The sequence below is a fragment of the Mesorhizobium sp. WSM4841 genome, from assembly GCF_055811515.1.
The window spans coordinates 1-1,790 of sequence record NZ_JBVVQC010000077.1 but is presented as its reverse complement, the minus strand read 5'-3'; the positions used below and the strand labels follow the sequence as shown (position 1 = coordinate 1,790).

The 1,790-nt window shown below is 65.5% G+C and carries 1 protein-coding gene; it reads right to left on the bottom strand.

Annotated elements, in window-relative coordinates; translation table 11 throughout:
* Positions 1-1,790, bottom strand: a 1,790-nt coding sequence (locus AC0L14_RS34670) for a translocation/assembly module TamB domain-containing protein (RefSeq protein WP_473752216.1), incomplete at both ends; no start/stop codon positions are given.

Genomic DNA, 1,790 nt, shown 5'->3' with positions numbered 1-1,790 from the left:
ATGTCCTTGACGGTGGCGCCGCCGGAAAAGCCTGTCCAGTCGCCGTCACGCTTGAGATCGACATCGATGCCGCGAATGACGGTGCCACCGGAGGTGACGCTGTCGGCACGGATCTTTCCGGAGATCACCGGTGCCGCGAGATAGTTGGCGATCGATGCATCGATGGTGACCGTCTTTGCCGAAACATCGTCGCGTGAAATCGAAGCCGTCGAAGCCTTGATGGTGACCTCAGGCACATTGCCGGTCTTCGAGAAATCGATCGTGCCGCGCACGTCGCCTTCCGCCTTTTCCAGCGCAAGGGCTGCGAGCGGTCCGATGTCAGGCAGGTCGAGCGCCACGGTGCCTTCGGGCACGAAGGCCTCATCAAGTGCCAGGTCGCCCGATATCCGGTTCTTGCCGAGTGACAGCAAAAGCCCGTTGATGGCGCGCTTGCCGTCGGAGGTCGCCAGCACGGCACTGCCTTGCAGGGGCTGGCCCGCGACATTTCCGGTCAGTTGGACATTGGCCGCCGGGTTGGCGGCATCGGCCTTGCCGGTGGCGGTGAGCCTCAGCCCGGTGATCTCGCGTTCGGCCACCGAGAGCCGGTCGCTGTTGACCGTCAGCGACAGGTCGGGCGCGGTGCCGGCGCCTTGCACGTTCAGCGCGAAAGCGATGGCGCCCTTGGCATCCCCGGACAGAAGCGAGATGTCGGACAGCGCGCCCTTGACGTCGGCGCTGACCTTGTTGTCGGCAAGGCTGGCCTGCCCGTCGGCGGTCAGCGCGCCGGACACCAGCCTGATCGCGTTGGCGGTAACATTGCCATTGGCGTCACGCTTCAAAGCGGCACTGAGTTCTGTCCGCTCCGCGAGCACACCGCGCGCTGCCGCCGGCAGTGCTGCGGAAGCCGCATCCGCCCTGAGGTTGAGATCGATGGCGCCGTCGGCCAGCGAGACCCTTCCGTTAAAGCCGCTGTCCAGTGCCTCGCTCGTCACCGAGCCGCTGTCGATGACGATGGTATCGGTAGCGAGATCGCCGGCGACCTTGGCAGTGATCTTGCCGGCGAGCAGCGGCGCGATGGTTGGATTGTTCAGGCCGACCTTGTCCGCCGTCACCGTGCCGGAAATCGGCCCTGTCCGACTTTTCACATCGAAGGCGTCCGAGTGCAATGCCAGGGTGAGCACCTCGACCTTAGCTAGATTGGTGGCGGCCGAAGGCAGAACAGCGGAGATATCGAGCTTCGGCTGGGTGCCCTGCCCTGCAGCCTTTACCGAAAGCGCCTGCAACTCGAGATTGATCGGGCTCTCGGTACTGCCAAGCGCCAGCGGCAGGCTCGGGCCGGTCGAAGCCAGGTCGAGCGCAAAATCGCTGGCGCCGTTCGGGTTGATGGTGCCGGCGGCCTTGCCGGAAATTTTGTCACCGGCAAGCGTCGCGTGGTCGATGGCGACGCCGCCGGCGGAGGAGAAGCTGCCTGCCGCATCGAGGTTGAGCGGGCCGAGCCCCGCCTGGCGGGTCTGGCTGGTCTCGGCGCCGCTGAGCTGCGCACTGAAACGAATGTCGGGGGCTGCCGACGGTCCCATCACTTGCGCCGTTCCGCCGAGCGTGCCCGCAGCGTCGAGGCCCGGTGAAAAATCATTGGCAAGCGCGGCCGGCAGCGCGGAAAACTCTGCCGCGATGTCGAGTGTCTGGCCGGCGGTGCCGGACACGGTCACCGATCCGCCGCCGACATCGAGCATCAGCTTCTCAATGCTGGCCGTGCCATTGGCGATGTTTAAGCTCGATGGCTGCGCGATCGCCGCCTTGATGCCGCGAAT